This is a genomic window from Spirosoma knui, assembly GCF_054780635.1.
Map to the genome: position 1 here is coordinate 98,328 of NZ_BAAGVY010000016.1, position 26,882 is coordinate 125,209.

General features: G+C 46.4%; 19 protein-coding genes. 14 read left to right on the plus strand and 5 right to left on the minus strand.

What is annotated here, in order from left to right:
* The first annotated feature begins 64 nt into the window (after positions 1-64).
* Both ACYVIY_RS25475 and ACYVIY_RS25480 read left to right on the plus strand, forming a co-directional pair.
* Positions 65-3,079, plus strand: coding sequence for a DEAD/DEAH box helicase (locus ACYVIY_RS25475; RefSeq protein ID WP_460979356.1), 3,015 nt, complete (start codon positions 65-67; stop codon positions 3,077-3,079).
* Positions 3,080-3,138: 59 nt separating this feature from the next.
* The gene (locus ACYVIY_RS25480; protein WP_460979357.1) at positions 3,139-3,681 is read left to right on the plus strand and encodes a hypothetical protein; all 543 of its coding nucleotides are present in this window, start codon (positions 3,139-3,141) and stop codon (positions 3,679-3,681) included.
* A gap of 538 nt (positions 3,682-4,219) precedes the next feature.
* Here the strand turns inward: ACYVIY_RS25480 and ACYVIY_RS25485 are convergent.
* Entirely contained in the window at positions 4,220-4,558 is a 339-nt protein-coding gene (locus ACYVIY_RS25485; protein ID WP_460979358.1) for a transporter associated domain-containing protein, read from the minus strand.
* 572 nt (positions 4,559-5,130) lie between these two features.
* Between ACYVIY_RS25485 and ACYVIY_RS25490 the strand changes: the two genes are divergently transcribed.
* The 10 genes from ACYVIY_RS25490 (at position 5,131) to ACYVIY_RS25535 (ending at position 22,517) form a co-directional block, all read left to right on the plus strand.
* Positions 5,131-5,778: an RNA polymerase sigma-70 factor gene (locus ACYVIY_RS25490; protein ID WP_460979359.1), complete on the plus strand. Its 648-nt coding sequence runs from the start codon at positions 5,131-5,133 to the stop codon at positions 5,776-5,778.
* Positions 5,779-5,815: 37 nt separating this feature from the next.
* The gene (locus ACYVIY_RS25495) at positions 5,816-6,829 is read left to right on the plus strand and encodes a FecR family protein (RefSeq protein WP_460979360.1); all 1,014 of its coding nucleotides are present in this window, start codon (positions 5,816-5,818) and stop codon (positions 6,827-6,829) included.
* A 27-nt stretch (positions 6,830-6,856) separates the two neighbouring features.
* Positions 6,857-10,342, plus strand: coding sequence for a SusC/RagA family TonB-linked outer membrane protein (locus tag ACYVIY_RS25500; RefSeq protein WP_460979361.1), 3,486 nt, complete (start codon positions 6,857-6,859; stop codon positions 10,340-10,342).
* A 28-nt stretch (positions 10,343-10,370) separates the two neighbouring features.
* Positions 10,371-11,810, plus strand: a complete 1,440-nt coding sequence (locus ACYVIY_RS25505) for a RagB/SusD family nutrient uptake outer membrane protein (RefSeq protein WP_460979362.1) — start codon at positions 10,371-10,373, stop codon at positions 11,808-11,810.
* A 61-nt stretch (positions 11,811-11,871) separates the two neighbouring features.
* Entirely contained in the window at positions 11,872-14,184 is a 2,313-nt protein-coding gene (locus ACYVIY_RS25510) for a GH92 family glycosyl hydrolase (RefSeq protein ID WP_460979363.1), read from the plus strand.
* Positions 14,185-14,316: 132 nt separating this feature from the next.
* Positions 14,317-16,620, plus strand: a complete 2,304-nt coding sequence (locus ACYVIY_RS25515) for a GH92 family glycosyl hydrolase (RefSeq protein WP_460979364.1) — start codon at positions 14,317-14,319, stop codon at positions 16,618-16,620.
* Positions 16,621-16,697: 77 nt separating this feature from the next.
* Positions 16,698-18,467: an L-lactate permease gene (locus tag ACYVIY_RS25520; RefSeq protein WP_460979365.1), complete on the plus strand. Its 1,770-nt coding sequence runs from the start codon at positions 16,698-16,700 to the stop codon at positions 18,465-18,467.
* Positions 18,468-18,536: 69 nt separating this feature from the next.
* Positions 18,537-20,144 carry a hypothetical protein gene (locus ACYVIY_RS25525; RefSeq protein ID WP_460979366.1) on the plus strand — a complete coding sequence of 536 codons (1,608 nt, stop codon included), beginning with the start codon at positions 18,537-18,539 and terminating at the stop codon, positions 20,142-20,144.
* A gap of 304 nt (positions 20,145-20,448) precedes the next feature.
* Entirely contained in the window at positions 20,449-21,342 is an 894-nt protein-coding gene (locus ACYVIY_RS25530) for an NAD(P)-dependent oxidoreductase (protein WP_460979367.1), read from the plus strand.
* Positions 21,343-21,374: 32 nt separating this feature from the next.
* Positions 21,375-22,517 (plus strand): glycerate kinase, encoded by a 1,143-nt coding sequence (locus ACYVIY_RS25535; protein WP_460979368.1) that lies wholly within the window; start codon positions 21,375-21,377, stop codon positions 22,515-22,517.
* A 267-nt stretch (positions 22,518-22,784) separates the two neighbouring features.
* On the opposite strand, the gene ACYVIY_RS25540 is transcribed toward ACYVIY_RS25535, so the two are convergent.
* The gene (locus ACYVIY_RS25540; protein ID WP_460979369.1) at positions 22,785-23,309 is read right to left on the minus strand and encodes a hypothetical protein; all 525 of its coding nucleotides are present in this window, start codon (positions 23,307-23,309) and stop codon (positions 22,785-22,787) included.
* A 326-nt stretch (positions 23,310-23,635) separates the two neighbouring features.
* Between ACYVIY_RS25540 and ACYVIY_RS25545 the strand changes: the two genes are divergently transcribed.
* Both ACYVIY_RS25545 and ACYVIY_RS25550 read left to right on the plus strand, forming a co-directional pair.
* Complete coding sequence (locus tag ACYVIY_RS25545) at positions 23,636-24,322, plus strand: hypothetical protein (RefSeq protein WP_460979370.1); 687 nt, start codon at positions 23,636-23,638, stop codon at positions 24,320-24,322.
* Positions 24,319-25,323, plus strand: coding sequence for an alpha/beta fold hydrolase (locus ACYVIY_RS25550; RefSeq protein WP_460979371.1), 1,005 nt, complete (start codon positions 24,319-24,321; stop codon positions 25,321-25,323). The genes ACYVIY_RS25545 and ACYVIY_RS25550 overlap by 4 nt, the downstream gene beginning before the upstream one ends.
* Before the next feature lie 337 nt (positions 25,324-25,660).
* On the opposite strand, the gene ACYVIY_RS25555 is transcribed toward ACYVIY_RS25550, so the two are convergent.
* The 3 genes from ACYVIY_RS25555 to ACYVIY_RS25565 form a co-directional block, all read right to left on the minus strand.
* On the minus strand, positions 25,661-25,918 hold the full coding sequence (locus ACYVIY_RS25555) for a hypothetical protein (RefSeq protein ID WP_460979372.1): 258 nt from the start codon (positions 25,916-25,918) through the stop codon (positions 25,661-25,663).
* Between the two features lie 39 nt (positions 25,919-25,957).
* On the minus strand, positions 25,958-26,275 hold the full coding sequence (locus ACYVIY_RS25560; protein ID WP_460979373.1) for a hypothetical protein: 318 nt from the start codon (positions 26,273-26,275) through the stop codon (positions 25,958-25,960).
* A 187-nt stretch (positions 26,276-26,462) separates the two neighbouring features.
* The coding region (locus ACYVIY_RS25565; protein ID WP_460979374.1) for a transposase at positions 26,463-26,882 on the minus strand (420 nt) is incomplete at its 5' end.

Here is a 26,882-nt window from a genome sequence, read left to right on the forward strand (position 1 = left end):
CAATAGAAATTACTGACTTGGGACGGAGGATAGACTATTACAATTAATTTTTTAATCAAATTCTATGAGTTCGACCCGATTGCTTGCTGGATTTATCGGTATAAACCGACACGCAGATCAAAATATACCTGACTTAAGCTGCGCTCGGCGGGATGCCACGGCCCTGTGGGCACTCTGGCAGGATACACTTCCTGAAACGTCCCCGGTTTTGTTGGTCGATGAGCAAGCAACGGTTGCCAGAATGGATGAAGTGTTCGCTCAAACACTTGATGCGGCCAATGAACAGGATATTGTTCTCTTGGCTTTCTCTGGACACGGTACTCACAACCATCGGTTGGTGGCCCACGATACGGATAAAGAGAATTTGGCAGAAACGACCATTTCAATGGCAGCTTTAGCTGAGCGGTTCCGTAGAAGCAAAGCCCGTCATATTCTGCTGGTATTGGATTGCTGCTTTAGCGGTGGCGCGTCAGCTAAAGTGATTGAAGACGGCTTACAATCACGAGGCAGCGGTTTTTCTCTTGAAGAATCATTCACGGGTAGGGGACGTGTCCTGCTGGCTGCAGCTAACGTAGACGAGGAAGCTTGGGAAGTTGATGGACACGGATTGCTTACTTACGCACTAATAGACGCTTTACAAACATCAGATGGCCCCTTGGAGGTTGCTCACATGATGGCTGATGTATCGGGCCGAGTACGTGCCGAAGCCAATCGTTTCGGTCTGACACAAACCCCTAAATGGGTGGGAGACTTTGAGGGTGGTTTCACCCTACCAACCTTACGACCCGGGACTAATTACTATAAAGAATTTCCTGAGAAGACCGGCCTTCACGTATCTACTGATATTAATGAATTAGCGGGTTTCAATCTGCCCCAGACGATTCTTTCATCTTGGGCAGCGGCCTACCCGGATGGTTTAAACGAGCTTCAACTATCTGCTGTCAACGAACACCGGTTATTGGACGGGCAATCTCTCCTCGTAGTGGCTCCAACCAGCAGTGGTAAAACATTCATTGGAGAAATGGCCGCTGTCAGGGCCGCAACAGCCAATCAACGGGCTGTGTTCCTATTACCGTACAAAGCCTTGACTAATGAGAAATATGAAGACTTCACTGCACTGTATAATACAAAGCTAGGTCTACGTGTTATTCGTTGTACGGGCGATTTTCAAGATTCAACCAACGCTTTTATACGGGGCAAATACGATATAGCCTTGCTCACGTATGAAATGTTTCTTAATCTGGTTGTAAAAAACCAAGGGACACTCAACCGCATTGGTGTCGTCGTTATCGACGAAGCCCAGTTTATAACCGAGCCTAACCGTGGCATTATAGTAGAACTTCTACTTACATACCTATTAGCCTCCCGAGAACGGGGCATTTCTCCTCAAGTAGTGGCACTTTCTGCTGTAATTGGTGATACGAATGGATTCGAGCATTGGATAAAGTGTAATGCTCTCATAAGCACCCGTCGGCCAGTGCCTCTCGAAGAAGGAGTCATCGACCGCTCGGGCATATTTGAGTACATCGATACTGATACGCTAACTGTACAAACCCGTCAATTGCTGCCACCAGGAGCCGTTGTACAACGTCGCAAGGAGGCTGGTGCCCAAGATGTTATTGTTCCGCTTGCCAACGTGCTTCTGAAGCAACAAGTTGGAGCTAAACTTATTGTCTTCCGCAATATGCGTGGCAAAGCAGAGGGAGTAGCCGGTTATTTGGCGAAGGATCTAAATCTACCACCTGCCCATGATGTGCTGGCGTTATTACCTGCGAATGATCTTTCAAAGACTTCCGCCCGTTTACATGATTGCTTACTGGGAGGTACCGCCTTTCATAATAGCAATCTATCACGTGAAGAGCGCGAAGCAGTGGAACGAAGTTTTCGGATAAAGAATGGAAGCGTACATGTTCTGGGAGCGACAAGCACACTTGCAGCCGGAATTAATACACCGGCATCCGCAGTAATTTTAGGAGAAACGGAATTCGTAGGGGAGGATGGACGTCCATTTACAATTGCCGAGTATAAGAATATGGTTGGCCGCGCCGGTCGTCTAGGCTACAACGAACGCGGCCAGTCTTTCATAATTGCCAACACGTCTTTGGAACGTCGGCATCTTTTTCAAAAGTACGTTTTAGGTCGACCTGAACCGCTGCGTTCCTCTTTCTCAAACAGTCACTTGGCCACGTGGGTACTGCGATTACTGGCGCAGATACCGCGTTTGCTACGTAATGATGTATCCTCACTGCTGGCTAATACATACGGAGGATATATAGCCGGTCGTGCTGATCCGGATTGGAGACAGCGAACTGAAGTGCATGTCGAGCGGATTATGGTAGACCTTATTCGATACGGTTTGGTAGAACAAGAAGACAAGCATGTACAATTAACACTGTTGGGATTTGCTTCTGCTAACTCGTCGCTGGCGTTTCCTTCCATCGTTCGTTTGCTGCAAGTTCTGCAACAAATAGGTTCCGCAACGGTAAGTCTGGAACGTCTGTTGGCTCTTACTCAGGTCTTACCTGAACTTGACGATACATATACGCCACTATTTAAGAATGGTAGCCTTGAAAAGACGTGGCCTCGCCACGTAGCCATACATTTTGGAGAGGACATTGTTCATCTTTATGGACGTTCGTTAACCGATCCACTGGATTACTATCGCCGATCAAAACGAACTTTAGTCGTAAATGATTGGATAAGGGGGACCTCAATGGAAACCATTGAAAGTACCTATACCAACAACTCATTTTTACCAATGAGTTATGGCGATGTGCGACGTATAGCTGATGCCACACGATTTCACTTACGTTCTGTTGTTCCCATCGTGCAAGCACTATATCCGATTCTTGACTTAAACGATGAGGAATTGGATACGTTGACTACCCGCTTAGAAACTGGCTTACCGGTTACAGCATTACCTTTGATAAAGATATCAACTTTGACTCGTGGAGAAATCTTGATACTCATTCAGAATGGGATACGTGACCCTGCGAATTTATGGGCACTAGACGAAACTCAGTTAGGTGAGCTGATTGGAATAAACCGTGCGATTGAACTTGCGAAATTCCGAACCTAACCAATCAATTTGAGCAAACCACTTATACTCCCATAGGCGTTTACACGATATATCTTAAAATGAATACACAGGTTAATAACGAGATTCTTCGTCGTCAACTCAGAGACATTTATGATTGCTATCGAACGGCATTATATAATCGTCAATACTATGGCTGTAAACTCAACAAGTACAGACGTTGGAACAGAATTCTAGACATCTTTTTGGCAGTTGGCTCATCATCAGTTATAGGTGGTTGGCTTATCTGGAGAAATGAAATTGGAGCTACTGTCTGGGGCATTATAACTGCAATTGTAGCAGTAGTTGCTATTGCTAAACCCATTTTAGATCTACCAAAAGAAATTGAAAGGTATAGCAAACTCTTTGTCGGGCATGGAGATATATATTATGATCTTAAGTATATTGTTAGTGAGATTGAGCAGCAGCAGAGTTTTTTAGATAGGCTAAAAGAATCTTACGAAAGGACATTGAACCGACGGAATACGCTTGCAGCTGATGACGATGCAAACCAGAACGCCAAGCTGGCAAAGAAATGCTTTGAAACTGTTAATAAGCAAATTCCGCCTGAAACGTTGTGGATGCCTAAGACCGAAAATAATTAACTTTTAGTATGTTGAACCAACAAAGCCCTGATCGCCAGAGACCTAACCCCAGCAACCCTCCACGCCCCCGCGAACCAGAGCGTAGGGATATACCTGGTCCAGATAGAGGAAAAGAACGAGAAAGAGCGCTTGAACCTCCTGAAAGATGGCCAGAGCCAGGTAAGGAAAAAAGATAAAAGAGTATCCAGTTGAATTAAGAACTGGTTAGATAACTATAAATTTATAAGCTTATAAAGCACGCTGCATAATAAAGAGTTCAATAAAACCTCAGCATGACTGAAAACGCTGAACTATAAAACTGAACGGATTTTTTGAACGTGAAAAAGCATGTTTTCAGTCTCTTCCTTCCTACCCGACCACCGTTCAGAAAAACCTCCGAATAAAATCAGGACAACACACCCGTCGGAATTAGAAGAAGCCATGGCCAGTAAGCTGAAAGATGTTCCGACATTATTGTTAGTAAACGCTTATTCGGCCGCCTGATCGACGGTCAAGTCACGCAATTGTACCCGTTCAATGGAGTTGCCGATCCGGGCCGTTATGGTCGCTTCGTAGTTATCGACTCTGGTTTTTCTCCTTCGCTGGGCAACCGGCCAAATCGACCCAGCAGGATACCAGCCAGCGATTCGTAATCGCCCTGTTGGTGTAAAGGGTGAGGCAAAAGTGCGTTAAGATCTTCGAGCGACTGGGTGGCTAGGACAAAATAAGTTGTCTCATTGATCTGTTCCACCATCGGGCGTTCCTCGTCGGAGTCATCCTGTATTTCGTCAACTAGTTCCTCCGGAATATCTTTCATAGTTACCAAGCCCTCGGAGCCACCATATTCATTGCTCACTAACGCCATGACGTTACGCTGCCGCTGCAAATCGCGCAGCAAAAGGCGAATGGAACCACTAGCAACGGTTTAGTTAGGGCACACAGACGACAGATGGATGCTGTCGCAGGGTGATTAGCAGGTCGTGCGGGTGGATGATGCCCAGCATGTGATCCAAATCGTTGCTCCAGCTGGGAAGCGGTTGACATGGATCACATGCTCAGGTGTAACCCCCTTTAGAACCCGATCAGATTTTTATTGACGTCTAACGCTGCCCGATACGTAACAGTATATACCGAACATAGAGTCCATAAGTCATGCCATCTTCGCGAGTGTAGATCAGGTGAACTGCGGAAATGAATGTTTGGCCATTTGATACGAAGTTAAAAAGTTTCATGTCCGGATAGGACCAACTCATAGGAATCAATTTACCCGCGCAAGTCAACTTTACCTCAAAGCTATCCAAAATACTTTAGTAGAAGCCAGGCTATTGGATAGACGAGTCTTCCATCAAACATCTCCACTGCGCGACGTTAGAATATAACTTCACAAAGTTTTTTTTTAAATATTTATTGCCTTTGACTAAGGGTAAACTCGTGAAACTATGTCACCCTACTAAATACTCCCTTTAGCCAATGCGCTCAGTAGAAAATCAATCTATTTCAGAGACTTCTTTTAACAAAGGGAGTTTTCTCCGGCACGATGATAGACAATCAGTAGTGGTAGATAACGAACATCTGGTCCGAGTAGCCTTTGCGGAGTCGACAAACAAAGGTTTTGAAGCCCTCTTTCGTATCTATTATCAGGCTCTTTATAGCCATGCGATTCGCTTTGTCTATACAAAGGAGAAGGCTGAAGATATTGTCTGCGAGGTCTTTCATGATTTCTGGAAAAGTAAGAGTTTCAATTCCATTGAAGGAACCTATCGGGCTTATTTATATGCGGCCGTTCGTAACCGGGCCTATACCTATATCCGATACGAGCTCAGAGAGGAACGGAGTATGACTTCTTCTGAATATTCGGAACATATGCCCGGCTCTGAAAGCCCGCAGCAACTTGTTGAGTATGATGAGCTATTGCAACGAATCGAGCAGAGTATACATAATCTGCCTCCTCAATGCCAGCGCGTTTTTCTACTTAGTCGGTTCGAAGGAAAGAAGAACCACGAAATCGCTACAGAGCTTGGTCTGGCGCTGAAGACGATTGAGGCTCATATAGCCCGTGCATTAAGCGATCTCCGTAAAGTCGTTTTCGTGATAGGTCTTCTTTTTCTGGTTAGTTAACTAAGGGTAAAACACACCTTCAATGTCAACCTAATAAATGATTGCTTATCGCATGGAAGATATTATCATAAAAAATCTATTATTCGACTATTTCTCCGGTCATACTACACCGCTTCAGAAAAAAGCAATTGAGGTCTGGCTACAGAATAAGGATAATCAGGAGCACTACTATCAATGGCTGCATGAATGGGAATTAACCCATTTGCAGGCATCCACTTCCTGGCAGGATGCCTTTGAACTAACGCAGGCCCGAGTGAATCAGGAAACGCCCGAAAGTCAGCCGTTTATAGCAATATCTACGAATAACAATTGGTGGTCGAGTTATCCGCATAAACTGGTGGCATCTATTGCTCTAATTACACTACTCGGAGCCTCCATGTTTGGCCTAAAGGATAGTATTTTTTATAAAACAATTCAGGTTGGATACGGTCAAACAAGGCAGGTTAAGTTAACTGATGGATCGCTGGTTACGCTAAATGCGAATTCCTCGATCCGGTTTCCTCGTTTTGGTTTCGGCGATGGAGTACGTACTGTTGAACTAACCGGCGAAGCTGACTTTCAAGTGCAGCATTCTCCTCTGAACCAGCGCTTTGTGGTTGTAACACCCAAAGGATTACAGGTAACCGTATTAGGGACTCAGTTTACGGTTTTTGCCCGCAAGCGACGATCTCAGATTACCCTTCGCACTGGCAAAGTTGCCTTGCAAATGAGCCAGACACCCAAAGCGTCGTCTATTATTATGAAACCCGGTGATCTAGTGACTATGGATAACGCTGGCAAATTAACCCGGGCCCATACGGCCAATCCGGAAGTCCAGTCGGCCTGGAAACACCAACGGTTTACATTAGAAAGAACCTCTTTAAACGAGATTGCCTCCATACTACAGGAAACTTATGGGTTTCAGGTCGAAATAAAAGACCCTGAACTAGCCCAACGAACGGCCACGGGTTCTTTTCGCGCTCATAATGCCGATGAGGTTCTGGAAATGATCACCGAACTGTTCGACATAAACTTCACACGCCAGAATAATAAAATCGTTTTTAAAGATTAATTCCTACTCTCTAAATCCCGTTAAACCATGAGATACTTTTTACGGGTAACTCGTAAAGTATTGTTTCACAGTATTTTGCTATCTGTGTGCTATAAGGCTCCCGCCCAATTATTAGCCAGCACAAGAATTGTAGCAGCGAGTACGCAAACTGTACCCGCTACAACGACTCTTTCTCTGCGCAATGTCCTGATTCAGTTTAAAGCTCGTTATCATGTCGATATTTTATTCGAAGATCGGCTGGTGAATCAATCCGTGAATTCGTCTGTCATTGAAACATCGGCAACACTTGAAGAGAATTTAATGAAGGTCCTTCATCCGCACGACCTTCGCTTCAAAAAAGTGCGGGAAGGTGTTTACGTGATCGTGAAAAACCGAAAGAATCAAAACGCGATTAATCAGGGTGCACCAAATGATTCCGAAAGTACGGGAATCCTGTCGACGACTCCGCTAAACCGGGCTTCTTTACAAGCCTACAATTCGCCTGAAATGCATGTTCCTGTACCGGCCGATATACCGGTTCAGGGGAAAGTCATCGACGAAAAAGGCGAGGGATTACCTGGTGTAAGTATTGTGGTAAAAGGCACTCAGAAAGGAGCAACCACTGATGCAGAGGGGATGTATAAACTGGATGTCCCCTCTGCAGCAGCTACCCTGATCTTTAGTTTTGTGGGTTATCTACCTCAGGAAGTGGTTATTGGAAATCGGGCCGTTGTGGATGTTACACTTAAAACAGATGACAAAACACTCGATGAAATTGTCGTTGTCGGATACGGAACTGTCAAGAAAAAGGATTTGACTGGTTCGGTGGGCGTGATAAGCAGCAAAGAAGTAAAAGATTTAGGCGTAACCCGTATCGAACAGGGATTGGCTGGACGGGTGGCGGGTGTTCAGGTGAAGGCCGTTTCGGGCGAACCCGGGGCTGCCCCGCAAATTCGGGTTCGTGGTATCGGTAGTATTTCGGCAGGCGCTGGTCCGCTGTATGTTGTCGATGGCTTTCCAACTGATAATATCCAGACCTTGAACCCAAATGATATTGAAACGCTGGATATTTTGAAGGATGCCTCCGCAACGGCTATCTATGGTTCGCGTGGATCGAATGGTGTCGTGATCATAAATACCAAACGTGGCAAATCGGGTAAAGCAAACATTACGCTGGATACGTATTACGGCTGGCAGAAAGTATCCAAAGTGCCTATCATGAAGAATTCGCTCCAACAGGCTCAGTTCTACTATGATGGCATGCGGAATAAAAACCTGGATGCGGGTAAAGACGTGACGGGACCACCAACTGCCTGGTTCACACCGGTTCCCGCTATTATTATGGACGTTATTGAAGGCCGCAATACGATTGATGAAAACTCGCTGGATAAAGTCTTGATTACAGCACCCCAGCGCCAGATTCAATTAGCCGCTACGGGAGGTTCGGAAAGCATTCGCTATGCGGTAAGTGGCGAATACTTCAACCAGGATGGAATTATTATCAACAGTGGTTTCAAGCGGTATTCGCTACGAACCAATATTGACGCCCAGCTTTCGAAACGGCTATCCCTAAAGCTGAATTTCAATCCATCGTATATAGATCAACGTTCGCTGCCCTCAACTGGTGTTAGTGGCGGCACGGCCAGTACGCTAGGTATCGTAGCCTCTACATTGCAGATTCATAATTTTCGGCCGTTGTTGAATGCGAATGGCAACTACTTCAACTACGCGGGTCTGGCTGATATGGCTGATATCTATAACCCATTGGCCGTGGCTAATGAAACCATTATTTCTCAAAAGGGCCTTCGTTTGCTGGGGAATATCAACCTCGACTATCAAATCATGGATGGGTTGAAATTCAACGTGTTGATAGGGGGAAGCCTTATAAGTGGAAAGGGTATGTATTTCAGACCGCAACGCGTTTATTTTGCCAATGAACTGGCGCTAGGTACTGACAACGCATCACTGATAATGAACTGGCTTACCGAGTATACACTGAATTATACCAAAACCTTTGATAAACATTCCATTTCTGCATTGGCGGGTTACACGGTTCAGAAAGAACGTGGCGAGTCCAACCTGATCAGTAGCAATAAGTTTCCAAATAATTTAGTGCCTACGTTAAGTGCAGTTGGTGGCCTGATCACGAACGGGACATCAAATATTTATGAGTGGTCGTTGTTGTCGTATCTGGCACGAGTTAATTACAATTACAATAGTAAGTACTACCTAACTACATCCATTCGTACTGATGGATCGTCTCGCTTTGGAACCGAAAATAAATACGGTCTTTTTCCTTCTGTAGCCCTGGCCTGGCGTGTTTCTGACGAAAATTTCCTGAAGAATATACGTGCCCTCAATGAGTTGAAACTTCGGACCAGCTACGGGGAAACAGGAAATAATAACATCGGTAACTATGACCAGTACGGAACAATTGCCTATGAAAACTATGGCCTGGGTAATTCGGTCGCAACAGCTATTGCACCCGGACGTATCGCTAATCCGTCCTTAACTTGGGAGAAGCAAACGTCCATAAACTTTGGGGTTGATGCCAGCTTCATCAATAACCGAATCAGCACATCTATCGACCATTTTCAATCGAAAAATACGGACCTGTTACTGAACGTAAATATTCCAAATAATACCGGTTTTAGTACGGCTTTACAGAATATTGGTGAAGTGAGAAATACGGGTTGGGAATTTGTGCTAAGCACCGTAAATGTTGACCGGCAAATTAAATGGTCAACGGATTTCAACCTGTCGACCTATCGAAACAAAGTGGTGAGATTGGGGCCACAGGGCGATCCTATTTATTCGGGAAATAACGTCACTCAGATTGGTCAGCCCATCGGGATGTTTTTTGGCTGGTTGACCAATGGCATTTTCAAAACCCAGGCAGAGTTGGATAAAGGACCATTTTATAACCCAACGGGCAGTGACCGCTCCCGCGTTGGCGATATTCGATTTGTGGACATTAACGGCGATGGTGTTATTACGAATGCGGATAAAACGATCATGGGTTCACCTTATCCTGATTTTTATTATGGTATGACAAATCGCGTCAGCTATAAAAATATCAGCCTGAGCTTTACGATTCAGGGCTCACAGGGAAGCCAGGTTTACAATACATCACGGGGAGGAGGCAATAGCGGTCGCGCTCGTGTAAGAGGTTATGCATTCAGCAATAATTACTGGAAATCGGAGCAGGACCCCGGCGACGGAAAAACACCCCGACCTAACGATACGCCTACGGGTGGTGTTCGATTGCCTAGCCAGCTATTCCTGGATACAGGGACTTACCTCAGAGTCAATAACATATCGTTAGCGTATGTGTTGCCGGGAACCATAGTACGGAAACTCGGACTTAACTCGCTTCGAGTTTATGCAAATGCATCAAACCCATTTATTATCACAAAAAACACAGCGTTTAATCCGGATGTCAGCACGACTGACAATCCATTAACGCCCGGCGTAGAGGCTAATGATTATCCATTGCCCAAGAGCTTACTCATTGGTTTAAATGTGGGATTTTAAACGAAGGCATTCCGTAAAAACTACGAACATGAAAAAAATAGCCTGCCTTGTTCTCTTCGTCTCCATGCTTACCATGTCATGTCAGAAAAGCTTTATTGAATTAAATCCGGTATCTACCGTAAGTGTTGAAGCTGTTTATAAAACGGACAAAGATTTTCAGGATGCGGTGGTTGGCGTGTACAGTATGCTGCGCAACCAGTATCAGGATTTCTGGATATTCGGCGATTTACGGGCCGATGATTCGTGGCACGCCCTTGGGAATGATGCCTTTTTGATTTCGGTGGATAAATTCAATATGAATAGCGATGCCGCGTTAATGATCTCCACCTGGCGGAATTATTACAGCGTCATTAACCGTGCGAATCTTATCCTGTCGAAAATTGACGTCGCCGATCCTGCCGTTGTTACTAATAAAGATCGTCATGTAGGTGAAGCGAAATTTTTGCGGGCTTTGGCGTATTTCGACCTAGTACGTATTTATGGAGATGTTCCCTTAAACCTCAAGCCGACAACCATTGAGGAAGGCTATACCAAAGTGCGGGAAAAGGTGGATAAGATTTACGATGAGCTCATTATCAAGGATTTACTGGAAGCCGAAGCAAAGCTACCCGCAAAATATACGGGAGTAGATGTAGGCCGAGCCACAAAAGGAGCCGCTAAAGCGATTTTAGGACGGGTGTATATGACCCGGAAGGATTTTGTAAAAGCGGAGGCCAAATTTCAGGAAGTGACAACACTGGGCTACTTATTGCTCCCTAATTACAAAGACCTGTTCGACTACACTAAAGATGAACACCATAGCGAGTACATCTTTGATATTGAGTATCAGGATGGTAACCTTGGTGCAGGCAGCGGTTTCTCGAATAAGTTTTTGCCAAAATCGGCCAATTCGTTAGCCGAAACCTTCTACGGCATTAAGGGGGGAGCTGGCGAGCAAAATACGCCAACTCTCGCGCTGTTCGACTCGTTTGATCCAACCGATCCACGACGAGATGTTACAGTAGCTAAGGGTTATACGGATAACAACGGTGTTTTCCAGGGCTTTTTACAGATTGCGACATTCAGCAAAAAGTATCTGGCTATTACTAATTCGCTGAACGATAGTAAAGTGAACTGGAAGGTGATTCGCTATGCCGATGTCTTGTTGATGTATGCCGAAGCCCTGAACGAAAATGGCAAAACAGATCTCGCACTGACCTTTCTGAATCAAGTGCGTACCCGAGCCAAAATGCCCACGTTCAGTGGCCTGACAAAAGACCAGCTACGTACTAAAATCTACGACGAACGGATATACGAGTTATCAATGGAAGGCGTACGGTGGTTTGATCTCGCCCGTACAGATCGGTTGGCGAGCGTACTGGGGCCGCTTGGCTACAAGGCGTTTAATGCGCTTTTCCCGATTCCGCTGGTCGAGATACAAATAATCAATAATCCATCCGTATTGCCGCAAAATCCAGGGTATAATTGACATTGATCACCATTCTCTCCCATCTCTTAGAAACAGGAGATGGGTAAAAAAGAATTCTACTATGAGCCTACGAATCAATACCTTATTCGTCCTGCCTTTTCTTCTTTCTCTAACTGGAATAAAAATTGGTTTTGGTCAGCAAAAAAAGAATTCCTCCCCCACTACGTCGGCAACTGGACTGAACTACATTGATCCGACAATTGGGAATGTGGCTCCGTTCTATAACACCAATCGGCCTATTGTTCAGGTACCTAATCAAATGGTGCGGATGTTTCCGAAACGTCAGGATCATCTGGATATGCAGATCACCGACTTTCCAATGTCGTCCCTGAATATAATTACGCCACAGGTTATTTTCGCTATCAAGCCTTATGCAGGTGTTTTGGCAGATACGGGTTGGTACAGACGATTGACCTACGATCATGATCTGGAAGTGACACAACCCTGGTACTATTCCGTTAAACTGACCGATGATGACGTACTGACGGAATACACCGCTGGCGAAAAAACGGGTATTTACCGCTTTACATTTCCAGCTGGGGCTAAAAAAAACCTACTGCTTTCGCACTACTATACAAAGGGGAAATATGACCTAACGGATGGAAATACCCTGACAGGCGTAGAGTTCGTGGACGATGCCAATCACCAGCAGAAAGGAATAGCCTATTTGTATGGAAAGGTGTCGGGCAAACCCGAAAGTGGCAAGAAACAGGGCGAAAAAGATTGGGGTCGATACACAGTTTTGGGGCCTCCTCAAAAGCATAAAAAAGTAGATGGTGAGCGGGCTTATTTCAGTTATGCGGAATCCGATGCACCTGTGCAGGAATTTCGCTACGCCATTTCGTTTATCAGCCCCGAACAGGCCAGGAAAAACTTTGAGAAAGAACTGACCAACGTTACGTTCGATCAACTTAAAGAGAAAGGGAAAGCGGCCTGGGCAAAAACCATTGGACAGGTGAAGGTAGAGGGCGGCACCGACGCTCAGAAACGCAGTTTTTACACGGCCCTTTACCGCTGTTATGCCCGTATGGTAGACATGTCGGAGGATGGGAAGTATTTCAGTGGATACGATAAGAAGGTGCACGAGGATACCCGCTCGTTTTACACCGACGATTATACTTGGGGTAACTACCTGGCTCTGCACCCTTTACGTTCAATTCTTGATCCAAAAGGCGAAGCTGATATGCTGCAATCGTATGTGCGGATGTACAAGGAAAGTGGTTGGATACCAGAATATCCTAAATTCTTTGGTGATCGGGCAGGCATGTTCGGATTTAAATCAATGGTGGTATTTCTGGATGCGTACCGTAAAGGAATCCGGGATTTCGATGCGAAAACAGCCCTTGAAGGCATGGTAAAAAGTGCCGATAAACGAACCATGCTCCCGCACCGTAATGACCCGAAAGGCACGCTGGACGATTTTTACTACGCAAAAGGCTATTATCCAGCACTCCGTCCCGGCGAAGTTGAAACCGATTCTGTTGCTAAACTACATGGCAATGGCCAACGTCGATCGGCTGTTGCCATTACGTTGGGAAACAGCTACGATAGTTGGGCGTTGAGTGAACTGGGTAAGGAACTGGGCAATCAGGATGTATATAAGAAATATGCGCCCCGAGCCCAGAACTACAAGAATGTATGGCACGCTAAGACCGGTTTTTTTCTACCTAAAGATGCGCAGGGAAACTTCATAGAAATTGACCCGAAATTCGATGGTGGGCATGCTGGTAATGACTATTACAACGAGAACAACGGCTGGAGCTACCGCTGGAATGTTCAGCAGGATATCAAAGGACTCACTGAATTGATGGGTGGGCCTGAGAAACTGGAAGAGAATCTCGACCAGCTTTTTCGGGAAGGCCTCGACCGCAGCAAGCCGGTATTCTGGGAAAAATTTCCTGACCAAACGGGTATGATCGGTCAGTTTGCGATGGGCAATCAGGTGACCTTCTTCATTCCCTATCTCTTCAATTACACCAACGCCCCTTGGAAAACCCAGAAATACACCCGGCTCCTGCTGGACACCTGGTTCCAGGATACGATCTTCGGGGTTCCGGGTGATGAAGATGGGGGGTCCATGTCCTCGTTTGTGGTCTTCTCGGCCATGGGTTTTTATCCCACCACGCCCGGCCTTCCCCGCTACAGCATCACCAGCCCACTATTCACTAAAGTGAGTATCGACTTGCCTACGGGGAAGAAATTCACCTTGCTGGCTCCTAAGTCATCGCGTCGCAACAAATACATCCAGTCGGCTACCTTGAACGGCAAGCCCTTAACATCCCTTTCGTTTACGCACGATGAGTTGATGAATGGCGGCACGCTGGTGCTGGACATGGGCGAGAAAACCGACAAAAAATGGGAAATAACGTATTAGTTAGTTCGTACCCACGCCACGGCCCGAACCGCGTTCGGCTTTAGCCCGTGGTCTATTCCAGTATAAGTACGGCCCAAAGCTGAACACGGTTCGAGCCGTGGGTACATAAACACCTTTAACCCTCAGCGAAGTATGTCCTTTTTACACCATAATCTACTCAAAGCCGTTTTTGCAGGTATAGTTATCAGCACCAGCTTGAGCCAGATTAGTCTGGCGCAAACAAAGAAAGCAGCAGAGTCAGGTATAAATTATATTGATCCGACTATTGGGAACGTAGCGCCCTTGCTGAACACTAATCGGCCTATTGTCCACCTGCCCAATCAGATGGTACGTGTCTTTCCCCATCGGCAGGATCATCTGGATATGCAGATTACAGACTTCCCGATGCTGTGTCAGAATATCATTACGCCCCAGATGATTTTTGGTATAAAACCATCTACTGGAAACGTAGCGGACACCGCTTGGTATAGCCGATTGACCTACGACCATGATCTGGAAGTGACACAACCCTGGTACTATTCTGTTAAACTGACCGATAGTGATATCCTGACTGAATATACAGCGGGTGAAAAAACGGGGGTCTACAGATTTACGTTTCCGGCAGGTGTCAAGAAAAACCTACTGCTGTCACATTACTACGCAAACGGAAAATACGAGCTGCAGGACGGGAATAAACTAATTGGTACGGAGTTCGTTGTCGATGCGATCCATGAACAGAAAGGAACGGCCTATTTATACGGCGTTTTTACTGGAAAGCCGCAAACGGGTAAAAAGGATGGCGAAAAAGACTGGGGAAAATACACCGTCAGTGGAGTGCCCGAAAAACCTAAGAAAATGCCAGGCGAACGGGCCTTTGCGAGTTACGGTGAAAATGATGGGTCTGTCGTTGAATTCCGCTACGCCGTTTCATTTGTCAGCCCCGAACAGGCCAGGAAAAACTTTGAGAAAGAACTGACAGGTATCACATTCGATCAACTAAAAAACAAAGGCAAAGCAGCCTGGGAAAAAGTTATCGGGCAGGTAAACGTAGAAGGAGGCACTGACGCCCAGAAGCGCAGTTTCTATACAGCGCTCTACCGTTGCTATGTCCGTATGATTGACATGTCTGAGAACGGAAGCTATTTCAGCGGTTCCGACAAGAAAGTGCATGAAACTACCCGGCCGTTTTACAATGACGATTATACCTGGGGTAACTACCTGGCCCTTCACCCTTTGCGAGCCATCCTCGATCCCAAACGGGAAGCCGATATGTTGCAATCGTACGTGACCATGTACCAGCAGAACGGCTGGATGCCTGAGTACCCAAGGCCCTTTGGCGACCGTCCCGGCATGTTTGGCTTCAAATCGTCGGTGATGTTTTTGGATGCGTATCGGAAAGGCATCCGGAATTTCGATGTTAAAACGGCTTTTGAAGGCATACTCAAAAATGCCGAGCAGGCAACCATGCTTCCCTTCAGAAATGGTCCAAAGGGTGATCTTGAAGAATTTTATTACACAAAAGGCTATTATCCAGCACTCCACCCCGGCCAGGCAGAAACGGATGCTATTGCATCCCAGAAGTCAGGTCAGAAACGGTCGGCGGTAGCTATAACGCTGGGCGATTCGTATGATAGCTGGGCGTTGAGTGAACTGGGTAAGGAACTGGGCAATCAGGATGTATATAAGAAATATGCGCCCCGAGCCCAGAACTACAAGAATGTATGGCACGCTAAGACCGGTTTTTTTCTACCTAAAGATGCGCAGGGAAACTTCATAGAAATTGACCCGAAATTCGATGGCGGGCATGCTGGTAATGACTATTACAACGAGAACAACGGCTGGAGCTACCGCTGGAATGTTCAGCAGGATATCAAAGGACTCACTGAATTGATGGGTGGGCCTGAGAAACTGGAAGAGAAACTCGACCAGCTTTTTCGGGAAGGCCTCGACCGCAGCAAGCCGGTATTCTGGGAAAAATGGCCAAACCAAACGGGTATGATCGGTCAGTTTGCGATGGGCAATCAGGTGACCTTCTTCATTCCCTATCTCTTCAATTACACCAACGCCCCTTGGAAAACCCAGAAATACACCCGGCTCCTGCTGGACACCTGGTTCCAGGATACGATCTTCGGGGTTCCGGGTGATGAAGATGGGGGGTCCATGTCCTCGTTTGTGGTCTTCTCGGCCATGGGTTTTTATCCCACCACGCCCGGCCTTCCCCGCTACAGCATCACCAGCCCACTATTCACTAAAGTGAGTATCGACTTGCCTACGGGGAAGAAATTCACCTTGCTGGCTCCTAAGTCATCGCGTCGCAACAAATACATCCAGTCGGCTACCTTGAACGGCAAGCCCTTAACATCCCTTTCGTTTACGCACGATGAGTTGATGAATGGCGGCACGCTGGTGCTGGACATGGGCGAGAAAACCGACAAAAAATGGGAAGTGCAGAATTGATTGATAACGTATAGGACACATAGTGAATACGACTATCGATTATCAGTTTTAATATACACGTTAATGCAGTCAACTCTATGAAATGGATACAGGTTATTGATCCACTTAACAATATGATTTTGTCCGTCCTGGTCGCGGCTGTGCCCATTATCTTCATTTTCTGGGCCCTGATTATCAAAAAAATGAAGGGCTACCAAGCCAGCCTGATTGCAATTGTCATTGCCACAATTATTGCCATTCTGGTGTATGGAATGCCAGTGAAATTAGCGGTTCTATCAATCGGACATGGCGCTTTATATGGCCTTTTTCCAATCTGCTGGCTGGTGGTTATGTCGGTGTTTCTTTTCAACCTAACTGTCAAAAGCGGCCAGTTCGAAATCATTAAGCATTATATGGCGTCCATCACCTCCGATCGGCGGTTGCAAGCGCTGTTGATTGCCTTTTCGTTCGGGTCCTTTCTGGAAGGAACGGCGGGTTTTGGTGCACCGGTCGCCATTACAGCGGCTATGTTGGTTGGTTTGGGGTTCAACCCACTCTATGCATCAGGTATTTGTCTGATTGCCAATACGGCGCCGGTTGCGTTTGGCTCCATTGGTATTCCGATTACAGTAGCCTCGCAAGTATCCGGCATTCCTGAGTTGCCCATCTCACAAATGGTTGGACGTACCCTGCCGATTTTGTCGATCATGCTGCCTTTTTACCTGGTTATGATTATTGCGGGTTTTAAAAAGGCCAGGGAATTATGGCCTGCGGTACTTGTATCGGGCGCTTCGTTTGCCTTTCTGCAGTGGTTTTCATCCAATTATTTAGGACCGTCTTTGCCCGATGTGATTGCGGGTTTAGGCTCGATTATCTGCCTGATGGTTTTCCTCCGCTTCTGGAAGCCTAAAGTCATATGGCGCTTTGCCAACGAACCAGCCCCTACGTTTGACGCCACCATAACCTATACCAGCGGACAAATGCTTCGAGCCTGGTCACCGTTTATTGTGCTGACCATTATGGTGATTGCCTGGGGAATGCAACCCATTAAAGACGTACTCAATTCAATTGGTATGTTCCAGTTCGAGTTTCCTGGCCTCCACAACACTATTCAGGGACAAGATGGGGTAGTCCTTTCTAAACTTTTTAAGGTCAATTATTTATCTGCGGCTGGTACGGCCATACTCATTGCTGACCTTGTAGCCATTCCGCTCATTGGTCTGACTTACAGTGAGGGTGCTAAAGTTTTCGGGGCCACGTTGAACCAACTGAAGTTTCCGATTCTGACAATTGCCGCCGTGTTAGGGTTTGCCTACATTTTGAATGATTCGGGTATTACGCTAACGCTTGCCGCAGTGCTGGCCAATACGGGATTTATGTTTCCATTTTTTGCGCCGGTGCTGGGTTGGTTGGGTGTGTTCATTACGGGATCTGATACGTCGGCAAATGCCTTGTTTAGTAAACTCCAGTATGCTACCGCAACGTCTATTGGTGTTGATCCGGTGGTGACGGTAGCGGCCAACGTATCTGGTGGTGTCGTAGGCAAAATGATTTCCCCGCAATCTATAGCCGTAGCCGCAGCAGCGGGTAATCTGGTGGGCCAAGAATCTGAATTATTCCGCTTTACGGTGAAGCATAGTTTCTTCATGTTGCTCTTGATCTGCCTGATTGTGCTGGCGCAGGCCTACGTACTGAAGTGGACAATTCCCGTATATGAAATGCTCAGTACGACAAAACCGGCTACTAGTCTAGATGCATCGCGAGGGTATGTGTACCTCCTGGGGCTGGCTATTCTGTTAGTCACGCTAGCATCGACCATTGTTATGCTGGCGAAGAAGAAACCCCAGACGCCGAATCTGGTGAGCTGATTTTATATGCCTATTCCCTCCTTAATTAATTTAAGCGTGATCAAACGATTCATTTACCGTAAAGAAAGTATGCTGGCATTCTTTGGGCTGCTATGCATAGCGAAATTGAATGCACAAGTCGTCCAACGGTCCAATGTACCTGCCCCCAATTTCGAAGTTACCGGGAGTATCTACCCCTGGGAGGTGCATGATGAAGGCATGGATCTTATTCTCGACAATATGACAAGTATAGCTGGGGTAAATTCTGTCTACCTGATTGCGGTAATGCACCAGGAGCACCGGCCCTTCAACAATGACAAATTGCCCGGAACATTTACATTCAACCATAACCCGGTTCGTAGAGAATGGGATGCAGAAGATTCCAGGGCCTATTTCCGGCCGACCATGAGCATGTATGGCCGAATTAAACCTATGCTCTCGAAGCACAGCTGGCTGAATGATACCGATTGGCTAAAACTGGTTCTTGATAGAGCGCACGCACGCGGACTTCGGGGGGGGGTTGAGGTATCACACACCTATATTCCACTGGAATACCTGAATCAGCATGAAGAATTCAAACAGCGGGATATTAACAATAATCCCGTTGAACGGCCCTGTACAAACCATCCGGATGTGCGGGCGTATTTAGTAGCTCTTTACGGCGATTTGGCTAAAAACTACGATGTCGATTATGTGCAGACCTGCATGTTGCTCTTCAGTCGCTCCGATGATCCGGTAAAAGGCGGTACTTGTTTCTGCGAGTCCTGCAAGCGGAAAGCCAAGGCTATGGGTTTCGATATGGAAGCTGCAATCTCCGTTCTAAAAGACAATCCATACGCACAACCTCAGCTGGATAACTGGCGCAATTTCCGGAAAGCGTCTACAACAGAAATCTATAAGTTAGTGACCGACAAGCTGCATGAGGTAAATCCAAAAATTGATTTTAGGCTGAATGACCTGAATGACAGAACATCTGGACTAGCCCTTGAAGAGTTGAAAAACAACATTAATTCCGTTCACTTATCTACGCACACGGAGCAAAATGGCTATCAGAAATCAGATCGAAAATCCCGGATAGCCACGACCAAATATTTTATGGGGAACGATATTCCAATCATTCCCGGCGTTCCGACCCGCTTACTCACGACCCCTGAAATTGTAAAATCAAGTATTAAAATTTCGGTTGATGGAGGTGCCAAAGGAATTGGTATTAAACACTACGACGGCTCACCATATTCGTTACTTCGAGCCGTCCGAAATGGCCTTAGCGAAGCGGGCGTTGCTGGATTCTCACCTATAACGGGTATGGAAGTTGAAACGATGACGCTGACTGGCTATACGGCTGATAAATTCCTGATCGAGCCAAGCGTACAGACAAGTAGTAAAGGAATGGCAAAGTCAGCCTTCACGAACCCATCGGGTGTTTATGATATCGTAGTGTCGTACGCAGACGAAAAAGGGGGGCAGAGTACTTTGGCTTTATCGGTTGCTGGTAAACAGAAAGCATCGTGGAAATTAACGGATGATGTTGATTGCTGGAAACGGAAAACCATCCCCAATGTTAAAATCAATACGGGCGATGAAATTGAGATAGCGGGTGTTGCAAACGGTACTGAAACGGCCCGAGTTGACTTTATTGAATTTATTAAGCAGCCAGTAGTTGGTAAGCTAAAAGCTGCTGGAAAACGCACTAAATGATATATAGCCAAGCGCGGTGAATAGACGAGCCAGCTCACATTACCATATTATATTGTTTAGCCTGATAGGTTGCTCCTTATTGCCAACCAGCAACAGTGTTTTGACAATCAAGCCAAAAGTATTCAGTTCCTCAAAGACAAAGGAATTTTAGAATAAATCTCAACCAATAAATAACCCCGCACGGTTGACCAGCAGATCTTTATGATCTATATAGTTTAGGGATCATATTGGGAAACCATGTTTGATCCTAAACGCCAAAAAAATGCCGGTCCGCCGGTGGGGACTATTATAAAAAATTAGCTATATGACTAAAGACAAGGTAATAGGATGGATCGGGACTGGGCTCATGGGGAAGCCGATGGTTAAGCATCTGTTAAAGGCAGGTTACAAAGTCAATCTCCAGAATCGCACAAAAAGCAAAGCAGCTGAATTGGTCGAGCTGGGTTGTACATGGTTCGACACACCCGCCGAGGTGGCTGCTAACTCCGATGTAATCGTTACTATCATTGGCTCTCCAGTCGATGTGGAAGAATGTTATTTTGCTCAGGAAGGCATAATCAATGGGATGAAGTCTGGTGCCATTTTGATCGATATGACAACGACTAAACCAAGTCTTGCCGTAAAGATTGCAAAGGCAGCAAGTGCGCAGGGCGCCCAATTTATAGATGCCCCCGTCTCGGGTGGTGAAGTAGGCGCTATCAATGGCACCTTATCAATTATGATTGGGGGCGATAAAGTGGTGTCGGATTCTGTGCTTCCGTTGTTTGAGACATTCGGAAAAAACATAGTATTCCAGGGGCCTGCTGGCTCGGGACAACATACAAAAATGTGTAATCAGATTACGATTGCCGGAACGATCATTGGCGTATGCGAGGGGCTTTTGTACGGTTTCAAAGCGGGTCTGGATCTGAACACCTTACTTCAATCAATCAGTAAAGGAGCAGCAGGCTGCTGGAGCCTGGATGTACTAGCCCCAAAAATCGTAACGGGTGATTATTCGCCGGGTTTTAGCGTCAATAATTTTGTGAAGGATTTGGGTATCGCCTTAGAGGAAGCTGAGGCCATGCATTTGTCTTTACCAGGACTTGCCTTGGTCAAACAACTTTATTTATCCATCCAGGCAATGGGTAAAGGCACATTGGGTAATCAAGCCTTGTATCTTGTGCTTGAGAAATTATCGAATCTGGATAGAAACTGACCTGATCTGGAACTATCTTTTAAACTTATCGGATGAAAAACATACGAGTTCTTATTGCTCCTAATGCCTTTAAACACAGTCTTAACGCTCAAAATGCAGCCAAAGCTATTGAAAAAGGATTACGGCAGAGTCAGCTTAAATGCGTTTGTGAATGCTTTCCGGTGGGTGATGGGGGCGATGGCACAGGCGATTTAATGATGAAAAAATACGACGGCGTAGTAGTTTCAGCAGATGTTAATGACCCGTTTGACCGGCAGATAAGTTCTTCTATCGGATTAGTTAATAACCGAGAGACAGCAATCATTGAAATGGCTAATGCATCAGGGCTCCAATTAGTAAAACCTGATGAATTAGATCCGCTACGGGCCACATCATACGGCACCGGCGAACTAATTAAATTGGCGCTAGATAAAGGCGTTAAAGAAATTATCCTGGCCATTGGCGGATCGGCTACCGTAGACGGTGGAACGGGAATTTTGCGGGCACTCGGTATTCGCTTTTTGACGGTTGAGGGTACCGTTTTGACCACTCCTGAAAGCCTGACGGAGTTAGCAACAATTGATGTTTCAGGACTTGATCAGCGGATTCTGGCTTGTGAGGTAAATATTCTTTGTGATGTAGATAATGCATTAATTGGTGAGCAGGGGTCGGCAGCCATTTTCGGACCTCAAAAAGGAGCTACGTCTGAAGGTGTAAAAAAACTGGACGCAAGCCTGAGCAAGTTCGCCGAAGTAGCCTTTAAGCAAACGGGTATTGACATGATACGGGTGAAACACGGTGGTGCGGCCGGCGGTGTAGCAGCGGGTCTCTACACATTTTTCAATGCAAAACTGGTGAACGGCATTGACTTTTTTCTTCACTTTACTGGTTTCGATAAAGCGCTTGATAAGGCCGATATCGTTATCACCGGCGAAGGAAGTATTGATGAGCAAACCTTACACGGTAAAGGACCATTTGGCGTAGCGTTTCAGGCAAAGCATAAAAATCTACCTGTAATTGGTTTAGCAGGCCAGATACCGTTGAGGCAGAACGAGGAATTAAATCATCACTTCGATGTCTTACTAGCTATTGGTAATGGCCCGACAAACATCGGCACCGCTCTGCAGGCCACCGAGCAAAACTTGATACGAACCGCGTGGCAACTCGGTAATTTGTTAGCGATAAATTCTCTTTGAAAACTCATAGGCTACGCATTGTAGTTGACAATTGTTGAAAACAGCCGAACAACTAAATTGGCAATAGTTCCAAGTTCCGTTCATTCAAGCGTTGGCATATTTCCGGTAAGAAACCAGCCAAATCATGTTTTAGGGAGTAGACTACTCGGTGGCGGTGAGCAATAGCGCCTTTACTTCTGCTACCTGAACATTCGAGACCGATTTTGCCTGAAGCAGAATCCGGAGCTAGCCCATAGTTAGCCATAGCTTTTCAAAGGCCAGTCAGGCTTATGTCTTTTCGTGTATTTCTTTGCGTGTAATCCGGTCTGGGCTTGGTTTCAGGGGCGGGTCGAAACTGGTTTGCAGGGTTTGTTTCAGCGTCTTATTACCGGACCTAGTGGTCAATAGCGCCCTAAGAGCAACAACACGAGCGGTGTATTGCAGGCTCAATTGATAGACCCCAGTCTGCGGCCATCGATCTGGTTGGCAAGCCTTAAGCGCAAACCACACAAATCCACCAGTATCGGCAGTAAATCGATGTGGGCCGCATAGGTTCGTATCCAGGTTTGGGGACGTATCTTTCCGGGCCGTCGCAGGAATAGCGGCACGCGCCCCCCCTTCATCGACCGCCCCTTTGATTACTTTCATATCACTATTGTAGCGGTAGCCGTTTGGACCGTTTTCGGTCACAAACACAACAACCGTGTTTAGGTTCAAAACCAATTGGGCCAGTCTTGACAACAGTTGCTCTACGTTTTCAACCATGCCGTAGATGCTGGCTTGCTCGTCGTCTAAGCCTTTAGCCTTTATCAAAATTCCGGTCAGCCACCTGGTGGGGTAGATACTATTGTTGATTATTGAGTCAGTAAGTTAATCTAGTTTTAGTAAGCGGTACGTGTCAAGTCGATCAACAAAGTACGGTTACTCTTTATCGACTAATTTGATGCACCAAGCTTTTGTCACTGACCGGTCGCAACTCGTTGAGTTGTTAGCTAAGGTTTACGCTTAATCCGGATATACATTTAACCAATCGCACACCCCGCAAGCTTCTATTTTGCTGAACAATGAGCGGTTAGGCCTGTTTGGCTTATTGAAATATTTGATGGTTTAACAGTATTTGGTCATAGAAGTACAGTACTATGACTGCACTGTTCAGCACTGCTTTCTACGCATTCATCCGTGTTATTTACCAATTTACTACGTCTGTCGGTAGCCTGGAGCAGAGCCGCCCTAATTTTGCAAGCGTAATCACCAACCAAGCGATGAAAAGTTACACCTTCTCTCTGGGGTTTATACTTGCATGCTGTCATTCTTTATCAGCCCAATCGCTGAGGGTGAGTTATTTTGGTGAAACCATAACTCACTACGGCCTGCGAGTCGCCTACGAGCGCCCCTTCATCAGTTACGTTAAGGAGCAAAATTCAGCCAAAAAATTGTTTTTCGCTTCCTTTGGAACCGCCCTTTATCGGCACCCCCAAAATCACATTGGCCTTGTTATTTCACCGGAAGTAGGTTACCGTCGGATCGGTAAGCGGGGTGGATTCTTTGAGGTAACAGCGGCTCCCGCTTATTTCCGCTACTTTCTCGACGGCACTACGTACGAAGTCACGGAGAGTGGCGACTTTCGGCGTGTCAGAATGGCTGGAGGAAATGCGTTTCTGCCCACAGTCTCTGTCGGTCTGGGTCGTGACCTATCCGTAAAACGCGACTTGCCGCTTAGCTGGTACATCCGGTTAAATCTGATGCAACAACGTCCCTACAACACCTCATCACTGTTGCGATTCAGCCTTGAAGCAGGAACGTTTATTTCACTAAAAAAGCCATGAGAACCCTATTACAACTGCTCGTTTTTGGTGGCTTGCTGGCGTTGTCCTCCTGCAAGGATAAGGATACAAACCCTCGAGAGGATGCCACACTCTTTCTGCGCCACAAAGGCGCTAACATGCCTATCTGGGTAAAGGGAAATCAAGCGTCAAACAAACTGATATTGTTCCTACACGGTGGGCCGGGTGACTGTGCCATGTGCTATCGCTACTATCTAAACGGACTGGAAGATGACGTAATGATGGCCTACTGGGATCAGCGCGTCGCAGGTTCTTCATCGGGAAAAGTAGAAGAATCAACACTACGATATGCTCAATTTAACGAAGATATGGAGCTAGTGGTCAAGCTGCTTCAAAAGCAGTATCCTAAGGCTAAGATTTACCTGCTTGCTCACAGCTTTGGGGTTGAGCTCGCCTGGCAGTATTTGACTACCCCTAACAACCAGCAGCATGTCGCCGGTCTGATAACCGTAAATGGCATGTTCTCCTTTTTTCGATGGCTTTACCAGGTCAGGGAGTGGGCGTTACGAGAAGCTCGTCTTCAGAAAAATAGCGAAGCCGAAGCCTATTTAGTGGCGCATCCGGTGACGTCCCAACAGATGGCCACCATTGACTGGGAAAGCATTTATCGCTGGATGTACAAACTGGGCGGCAATCCTGTTTCTCTGTATTCAGATAGAAAGTTTGTTCTTGACTATGCCTTCAATTCACCGAATACCGCACTGGCGCAGTTTACCCAGGCAGATGCATACCGTTATTACGGTGATGTCGAAAGCCGTACCTATGAGAAAGGCGCTTTGCTCCAAAATGTTCGTGTACCGGTTGGGCTCTTCTGGGGGACCAAAGATGGTATTGTACCCTATGAAGTGAGCCAGGAGACAAAGGCATTGCTGACCAACACAAAGGTTACGTCGGTATCGTTCTCTGAATCCTGGCACGAGCCATTTATTACTGAAAATAGACGGTTTATAGACGCAGTACGTACGTTTGTGCTACAGCAATAGCGGTTCTAGGCTTCCTTGACAGAGGTCTTCATAAATTGTTTTATTACTGAATATGGAAGACCCTAGTGAAGCCAGGCAGCCATAAAGCGGTTTCGTATGCGACGGCTTGTAGTTGACAGTTATTAAAACAAGCCGTCCAGTTAAACATCCTATCATGTCAGGCTAAGACACCAACACAATCTGAAACATACATTTTCACCCGTCTGTCATTGTATTATGACAGACGGGCACCCACTTATTGTCAAAGGAACGGGCCTAGCGTGTCAATGATCTGGTTATGGCATACATACAGTTGACACGCCGGGCTAGCACACCCTGGCGTATTGAGTTAGGCTTATTAAGGCTTTTTGGAGGGGATGGGGCCAGGAAAGTTGGGACCTTGTTGATCGCTGGTACCGATGGCTTGAGTGCCTAACTGCTGATGAAACCAGGTCAGCTGGTCTAGGTAGGATTGCGTATTTAAGCGGTGGCCGGTATCATGCCACTTAACGATCGTACCCCGGGGAGCCGCCTGATGTAAGGCCTCGGCAACGGCAATGGCTTCATCCTGACGCGCCGACTGAAGCAGTATCGTGGCAGTAGTTGCCCGATGCATATATCGAATAAGCTCAATGGGCAACAGCGCTTCTACCCATTATTTTCGCGACTCGCCTTCAATGGATAACTGATCTCTTGTCATGGAGCCTGTACTACTGAAATGCGAGACCAGTCCACCATCAGCCACCGACAGGATATAGGTTCTTATTCGTCGTTCAATACCGGACAACAAAACACCCATTGAGCCGCTATAACTCCGACTTACGCCCTCTAATCGGTTGGCATCCCCATCAGATCGTGTCAGCAATAAATTCACCACTCGCTGGAGATTGATAATGTAAGTTACCTGCTCAACACTATCGGTAGGCGTAAGCTGGACAGGCTCTACGCCCCGTTCGGCGAAGGGGGGGGGCATTGATCGCTAGTACGACCGCTCCGTGACGAGCTAGATACACGCCACGAGGGGTTTAGGCCATTGCCGTACCAGGAGCCCCATGCTGAAGTAGGATACCGGCAAAGGGTCCTTGTCCGACTGGTACAAAAAGCAATTCCTTCACCTTGCTGTTCGATGGGCCTGCAAAGGAGATTGTCTTAGCCCCCTATTAACTGGACGGATTTTCTGAAAAGGTTGTGTCATAAGCTAACTCTGCTTCCTCCCATTTCTGCTGCGGTGTCATAAAACCAATCGAGCGATGAAGCCGATGGTAGTTGTAATGGGAAAAGTAACGTTCTAACATTTCTTTAGCTTCATAGTAGCTGTCAAATACATTACGTTCAATTACATCATGCTCCAAAATACTGTGGAAGGCTTCAATATATGAGTTCTCCTCTGGAGTGGCTACGTGCGTAAACTCTTGGTTGATCTCCGAGCTTTTTAAAAAGTTGCGAACGGAGTAAGCAATAAACTGACTGCCATTATCATTCCGCAGAATAACGCCTTTCAGTTCATGACTTTGGTTCACTCGTCGCAACAGATTAATCAGGTCAAGCTGACGAATACTCCCCTGAAATAGCCAAGCAAG

Bases quoted from the DNA above. Each gene is read 5' to 3' on its own strand.
- ACYVIY_RS25475 (WP_460979356.1), top strand. From the start codon at position 65: ATGAGTTCGACCCGATTGCTTGCTGGATTTATCGGTATAAACCGACAC.
- ACYVIY_RS25480 (WP_460979357.1), top strand. From the start codon at position 3,139: ATGAATACACAGGTTAATAACGAGATTCTTCGTCGTCAACTCAGAGAC.
- ACYVIY_RS25490 (WP_460979359.1), top strand. From the start codon at position 5,131: ATGCGCTCAGTAGAAAATCAATCTATTTCAGAGACTTCTTTTAACAAA.
- ACYVIY_RS25495 (WP_460979360.1), top strand. From the start codon at position 5,816: ATGATTGCTTATCGCATGGAAGATATTATCATAAAAAATCTATTATTC.
- ACYVIY_RS25500 (WP_460979361.1), top strand. From the start codon at position 6,857: ATGAGATACTTTTTACGGGTAACTCGTAAAGTATTGTTTCACAGTATT.
- ACYVIY_RS25505 (WP_460979362.1), top strand. From the start codon at position 10,371: ATGAAAAAAATAGCCTGCCTTGTTCTCTTCGTCTCCATGCTTACCATG.
- ACYVIY_RS25510 (WP_460979363.1), top strand. From the start codon at position 11,872: ATGAGCCTACGAATCAATACCTTATTCGTCCTGCCTTTTCTTCTTTCT.
- ACYVIY_RS25515 (WP_460979364.1), top strand. From the start codon at position 14,317: ATGTCCTTTTTACACCATAATCTACTCAAAGCCGTTTTTGCAGGTATA.
- ACYVIY_RS25520 (WP_460979365.1), top strand. From the start codon at position 16,698: ATGAAATGGATACAGGTTATTGATCCACTTAACAATATGATTTTGTCC.
- ACYVIY_RS25525 (WP_460979366.1), top strand. From the start codon at position 18,537: ATGCTGGCATTCTTTGGGCTGCTATGCATAGCGAAATTGAATGCACAA.
- ACYVIY_RS25530 (WP_460979367.1), top strand. From the start codon at position 20,449: ATGACTAAAGACAAGGTAATAGGATGGATCGGGACTGGGCTCATGGGG.
- ACYVIY_RS25535 (WP_460979368.1), top strand. From the start codon at position 21,375: ATGAAAAACATACGAGTTCTTATTGCTCCTAATGCCTTTAAACACAGT.
- ACYVIY_RS25545 (WP_460979370.1), top strand. From the start codon at position 23,636: ATGACTGCACTGTTCAGCACTGCTTTCTACGCATTCATCCGTGTTATT.
- ACYVIY_RS25550 (WP_460979371.1), top strand. From the start codon at position 24,319: ATGAGAACCCTATTACAACTGCTCGTTTTTGGTGGCTTGCTGGCGTTG.
- ACYVIY_RS25555 (WP_460979372.1), bottom strand. From the start codon at position 25,918: ATGCATCGGGCAACTACTGCCACGATACTGCTTCAGTCGGCGCGTCAG.
- ACYVIY_RS25560 (WP_460979373.1), bottom strand. From the start codon at position 26,275: ATGCCCCCCCCCTTCGCCGAACGGGGCGTAGAGCCTGTCCAGCTTACG.